This window comes from uncultured Ligilactobacillus sp., assembly GCF_948826705.1.
Taxonomy (GTDB): Bacteria; Bacillota; Bacilli; order Lactobacillales; family Lactobacillaceae; genus Ligilactobacillus.
Map to the genome: position 1 here is coordinate 1 of NZ_CAQLEL010000053.1, position 5300 is coordinate 5300.

The following is a 5300-nucleotide window of genomic DNA, read 5'->3' on the forward strand; positions in this document are numbered from 1 at the left end:
AAGATTTTATCATGGTACGTCAGATAGCAGTAACACCAACGGAAAGAAGTCAAGGACTGTGCTTTTTGATGCTAGATGACTTAGCCGAACTTTATCCAGATAAGAAGATCATGGGTAATATTGAAGCTTCGACCTTGATAGCTAAATGGGAGCACCATAATGAAAAATGAAGCGACGCCAAATGTAAAAGAGTTACTGTTTAAAGTTCCTGATTTTGAGGGACCTTTAGATCTGTTGTTACATTTGATCAAGAAAAATCAAATGGATATCTATGACATTCCGATGGCTGAAATAACTACCCAGTATATTGACTATTTGCATCAATTAAAAGAAATGCAATTAGACATTGCTGGGGAGTATTTGGTTACAGCTTCAATGCTGGTCAATATCAAAAGTAAGATGCTTTTACCAAATGAACAAGCCAGTTTACAAACAGATGACGAAATTGAAGATCCACGTGAGAGTTTAGTGCAACAATTGCTATTACACCAAACATTTCAAACTGCTGCTCAAAATATGCGCGGTTATGCTGATGAAAGAATGAAGTTGTATCCGCGTGAACAAGCACTTGTACCAGCTGGGGCTAGTTTAGGCAAGCTTGATCCTGATAGTTGTGATATAACTGCATTGCAAAAAGCATTTGCACGCTTGATGCTCAAACGTAAGGTCCAAAAACCAGTTATGCGTAAGATAGAATCAGAACGTTATTTTTTAAAAGATCAGATCACGCGGGTTGAAAAATTGGTCAAACAAGCAAAAGAACCGATCGAATTTGATGATCTGTTTGCAGCAAGCGCACCATTAGAGCTAGTGGTGACGACCTTTTTAGCACTTCTTGAATTGGTCAAACAAGGAGCGATCAGAGCCACGCAAGAAGATATTTTAGGACCAATAAAGTTAGTGAGTGGTGAAGTAAATGCTGTCTAATCAAGCTAAAATAGAAAGTTTGTTGTTTGTAAGTGGAAATGAAGGAATAACAGCACAAGAGCTTTCACAATTGACGGGGATCATGAAGCCGGCTGTCTTAGATCAGTTAGCTTTGATCGAAAAAAAATATAAACAGGATGCCAATACTGCCTTAAAGTTGATCCATGCACAAGAGCGTTATCGCTTGGTGACCAAGAAAGCTGTAACTGAGCTGGTCAAACAGTATTTTGAATCACCGGCAATGACGGAATTATCCTCAGCTGCACTAGAAACGCTAGCTGTAGTGGCTTACAAGCAGCCTGTGACTCGGATCCAGATCGATGAGATCCGTGGAGTGCAATCAAGTGGGATGTTACAAAAGTTGTTAGTGTTAGACCTGATCAAAGAAGCTGGTCGGATGGATGCCCCCGGACGTCCGATCATGTATGAAACGACGGAAAATTTCCTTAATTATTTTGGGATCGAGTCGCTAGCACAGTTGCCTGAATTACCACAAGATGACGAAAAAAATGAAGCTACTTCAGACGATCTGATGTCATTATTTAACGACGCATTAGATGATGAAGAGTAGTTGATAGTGAAAGGAAAAAACTGCAGTTGTTGCAGTGGGTGTAAAAATGGCAGAAAGACTGCAAAAAGTAATGGCTAACGCTGGGGTGGCTTCTCGGCGTGCCAGTGAAAAAATGATCTTGGCCGGACGAGTTCGAGTTAATGGGAAGGTCATCAAAGAATTAGGTCAAAAAGTTGACGGAAATGATGTGATCGAGGTCGATGGACACTTGATCGAGCGAGAAGAAAAGGTCTATTACCTTTTCTATAAGCCACGCGGTGTTATCAGCGCGGCTAAAGACGATAAGGACCGTAAAGTGGTGACTGATTACTTTAATGATCATAGTGAACGTATCTATCCTGTTGGACGGTTAGATTATGACACTTCTGGTCTGCTTTTATTGACTAATGACGGAGAACTTGCTAATCGTTTGATGCATCCGCGTTATAAAGTAAATAAGACCTATGTAGCTAAGGTCAAAGGGATCGTTCAAAATGATGCTTTAAAGCAATTACGCGTAGGTGTTTTCTTAAAAGATGGCAAAAAGAGTGCTCGGGCAAAAGCTAAGATCTTGTCTTTAGATAAAAAAAATGATACATCGATCGTATCGTTGACGATCCACGAAGGTCGAAATCATCAGGTCAAGAACATGCTTCAAGCTGTCGGGCATCCCGTTAAGAAGCTCAAACGTGAAACATATGGCTTTTTGACCTTAGCTGGGTTGAGCTCAGGACAATATCGTGAGTTAACACGTGAAGAAATAAAGGCCCTTTATGAGTTAGGAAATAAGTAAGTTACTTGTTTTTTTTAAGTTAGTATGCTAGACTAAATGTGATAATATTTTAGGTTTATCTTCAGGGCAGGGTGTAAATCCCGACCGGCGGTAAAAGTCCGCGACTCCTCGTTTATTATGGGGACTGAACTGGTGTGATCCCAGTACCGACAGTTAAAGTCTGGATGAGAGAAGATAGGGTTTTATATACATGGGTGGAGTGGATACTTTACCGATGAAAATAGACCTCTGTTGCTCAAGATGAACAACAGAGGTCTATTTTTGATATAGGATCTACTGTGAGATGGACCTCTTAGGAGGAATTGGATTTGGCAGTAAAACGTTGGATAGTAGCAGCATGCTTAGCTGCTATCTCGTATCTTTTGATGTTTCTATCATTTGTGGTAGTTCCGATCGTACCGTTTATGAAGCTAGATTTTTCGGATATTCCGATCTTATTAGCTTTCTTCATTTTGGGACCATTAGGTGGGATACAGGTCGCATTTTTACGCTCCTTGTTGTATTTTCTGATCGCAGGACCATCATTACCACAATTGATCGGAGTCAGCTTGAGTTTGGTGGCTACGTTAGCGTTTTGTTTACCACTTTACTATTTACTCAAAAACAAATCATTAATATGGCAAAGTGTCATAGGTGCTGTTTTAGGGGCAACGCTAAGTTTAACAGTTGTGTTATCCTTGCTTAACTGGCTCGTGACGATCCCACTATATATGAACTTGTTAGGGATGAAATTAAGCCTTCCTTTAGGTCAATTGATCTTATTTGGAGTCGTACCATTTAACTTGATCAAGGGGATCGTGATCGGAACAGCTTTTATTCTGGTCTATAAAAAGTTGAGTGTTTGGATCGAACATAAAAAATATCTTCATTCGTAAAAAAGGGCTCATGATGAAATCATTTTGGGATGAGTGAGCCTATTTAGTTAGAGAATATACAATTTGAATAGTTTAAAAATAAGTATAAAAATATCCGATCAATTTTCTCCAAAAGTGAAAATTGATCGGATATTTTTAATTTAGGTTAGTAGCTTCTTAGCTTGCTTATTAATAATTATTTGTTATTATCTGTTTGGTGAGCAGCTAATTTTTCAGCATAGCGCTTATTGCCTTTGTATAGTTCATACATTGTCCAGATCAAAAGCGCTGCGATCACAACGATCAAGGTATAGGCGATCCCATTAGCTAATTGAAGTTGAGCAGCTGATGGATTATCACCGAAGAAACCAGCTACCGTGTCTGGTAGGCCTTTGAAATCAAGGATCGTTAATACTAATACAGAGAGCCAACCTAAAACTTTGACCCAAAGTGAGTTTTTGAAACGTTCGCCCATTTCCGCTTTACTATTTGTCATCATCAATAATGGTAACATTGAGAATGGTAAGGCTAAGGACAAGAATACTTGAGAATTGATCATCAAGTTGTTGAGCGCTTCATGTTCTTGTTCAGCGCTTTGACCAGCTGAAAGCGAAACACAGACTAAAACTGGGATAACAGAGATCAAACGTGTGATCAAACGACGAGCCCAAAGTGGCATCTTCAAATGAACAAAACCTTCCATGATAACTTGACCAGTCAATGTACCCGTGATAGTTGAGTTTTGACCAGAAGCAAGCAAGGCAACAGCAAAGAGCACAGAGAGGATCCCTGATTTAGCAACTGAGATCAAGAGGCCGTTGCTAAGCATTGATGTATCAGATAGAGCTTCATAAAGACCGAAGAATGAGGGATCGTCTACTGCACCGCTTTTGAAGACAGCAACACCCATGATCAAAAGTAATGAGTTAACGACAAAAGCAGCACTCAATTGGATATTAGAATCCCAAGCAGAGAAACGTACGGCTTCAGCAACGTCTTCTTCATTGTTATGATCGATCTGACGAGTTTGGGAAACAGCAGAGTGTAAGTATAAGTTATGAGGCATAACCGTCGCACCGATGATCCCTAATGCTCCGTTCAATGGTGTCATACCATGAACTTCAGGTGAAGTTGCAAAAGTCTGTGAAGTAGGGATGAAACCTGCAAAAACCGCACCCCAATCAGGATTAGATAGCGCAACTTGGTAGATGAAGACGAACAAGATAACTAAAATTAAAGCAACAACGATCGCTTCGATCTTTCTAAAACCGATTTTTGTCAATAAAAGCAAAAGTAAAACGTCAAATACGGTAATAAATACAGCAAATACTAGTGGGATACCAAATAAGAGATATAAGGCGATCGCAGCCCCGATAACTTCAGCAATATCAGTAGCCATGATAGCTAATTCGGTCAAGATCCATAAAATGATCCCGAGCGTCTTACCTGTTCTGGCACGGATCGCTTGGGCTAAGTCCATCCGGCTCACGATACCAAGTTTGGCAGCCATGTATTGTAAAAGCATCGCGATCAAACTTGACATCAAGATAACGGACATTAATAGGTATTGGAAATTTTGTCCACCGGTGATGGAGGTTGACCAGTTACCTGGATCCATGTAACCTACCGCAACTAAGGCACCCGGGCCAGAGTAGGCAAACAAGGTCCGCCAAAATCCTTTCCCTTTAGGCACTGTAACAGTACCATTGATTTCCTCTAATGAGGGACCATTCGCATATTCAACGAGTTTGTGTTTTTCGTGTTGTTTATCCACAATAAAAACCGTCCTTCCTTTTTTAGGTACTTAGACATTGTACACCTTATTAAGTCAAATTAAAAGTATTTTTTAGGTGTGCCTTACAAAAAATATTTTTAACCTAACTTATGTTGCTTGAAACAAATTTAAAAGAACTATTCAGATTTAGCAAAAAAATCATCAAATTTAGCGTATATTATAAGTGAAGACTTTTAGTAGGAGGAAATAACTGTTAATCAAAATATATTAAAATGTAATCAAACGCGATATAATATCTACAAAAAAGATGAAATGTGAGGTAGATATTATGGCGATATTAAAACCAAAAGAAATGGCTGAAAGATTGGGCGTTACTGTTCTGACCCTACAACGCTGGGATAATAATGGGACTTTAAAAGCTTATCGTACTCCAACTAATCG

General features: G+C 39.4%; 6 protein-coding genes and 1 riboswitch. Of the genes, 5 read left to right on the plus strand and 1 reads right to left on the minus strand.

The window, feature by feature from the left end:
• Positions 1–159: 159 nt before the first annotated feature.
• From Q9Q35_RS02960 to Q9Q35_RS02975, 4 genes are all read left to right on the plus strand, one after another.
• A complete protein-coding gene (locus tag Q9Q35_RS02960) occupies positions 160–927 on the plus strand; it encodes a ScpA family protein (RefSeq protein WP_304652063.1) in 768 nt (255 codons plus the stop codon).
• The gene (scpB, locus tag Q9Q35_RS02965) at positions 917–1498 is read left to right on the plus strand and encodes an SMC-Scp complex subunit ScpB (protein WP_304652064.1); all 582 of its coding nucleotides are present in this window, start codon (positions 917–919) and stop codon (positions 1496–1498) included. The genes Q9Q35_RS02960 and scpB overlap by 11 nt, the downstream gene beginning before the upstream one ends.
• A 46-nt stretch (positions 1499–1544) precedes the next feature.
• Positions 1545–2270 (plus strand): pseudouridine synthase, encoded by a 726-nt coding sequence (locus tag Q9Q35_RS02970; RefSeq protein ID WP_304652065.1) that lies wholly within the window; start codon positions 1545–1547, stop codon positions 2268–2270.
• 53 nt (positions 2271–2323) lie between these two features.
• Positions 2324–2450, plus strand: a riboswitch (FMN riboswitch).
• 128 nt (positions 2451–2578) lie between these two features.
• Positions 2579–3145: an ECF transporter S component gene (locus Q9Q35_RS02975; RefSeq protein ID WP_304652066.1), complete on the plus strand. Its 567-nt coding sequence runs from the start codon at positions 2579–2581 to the stop codon at positions 3143–3145.
• Positions 3146–3320: 175 nt separating this feature from the next.
• Here Q9Q35_RS02975 and Q9Q35_RS02980 read toward each other — a convergent pair whose 3' ends face one another.
• Positions 3321–4898: an Nramp family divalent metal transporter gene (locus Q9Q35_RS02980; RefSeq protein WP_304652067.1), complete on the minus strand. Its 1578-nt coding sequence runs from the start codon at positions 4896–4898 to the stop codon at positions 3321–3323.
• A 289-nt stretch (positions 4899–5187) separates the two neighbouring features.
• On the opposite strand from Q9Q35_RS02980, the gene Q9Q35_RS02985 reads away from it, so the two are divergent.
• On the plus strand, positions 5188–5300 hold a 113-nt coding region (locus tag Q9Q35_RS02985; RefSeq protein WP_370648878.1), incomplete at its 3' end, for a MerR family transcriptional regulator.

Excerpts from the sequence above, each read along its gene's own strand:
- Q9Q35_RS02960 (WP_304652063.1), top strand. The coding sequence starts at position 160 with ATGAAAAATGAAGCGACGCCAAATGTAAAAGAGTTACTGTTTAAAGTT.
- scpB (WP_304652064.1), top strand. The coding sequence starts at position 917 with ATGCTGTCTAATCAAGCTAAAATAGAAAGTTTGTTGTTTGTAAGTGGA.
- Q9Q35_RS02970 (WP_304652065.1), top strand. The coding sequence starts at position 1,545 with ATGGCAGAAAGACTGCAAAAAGTAATGGCTAACGCTGGGGTGGCTTCT.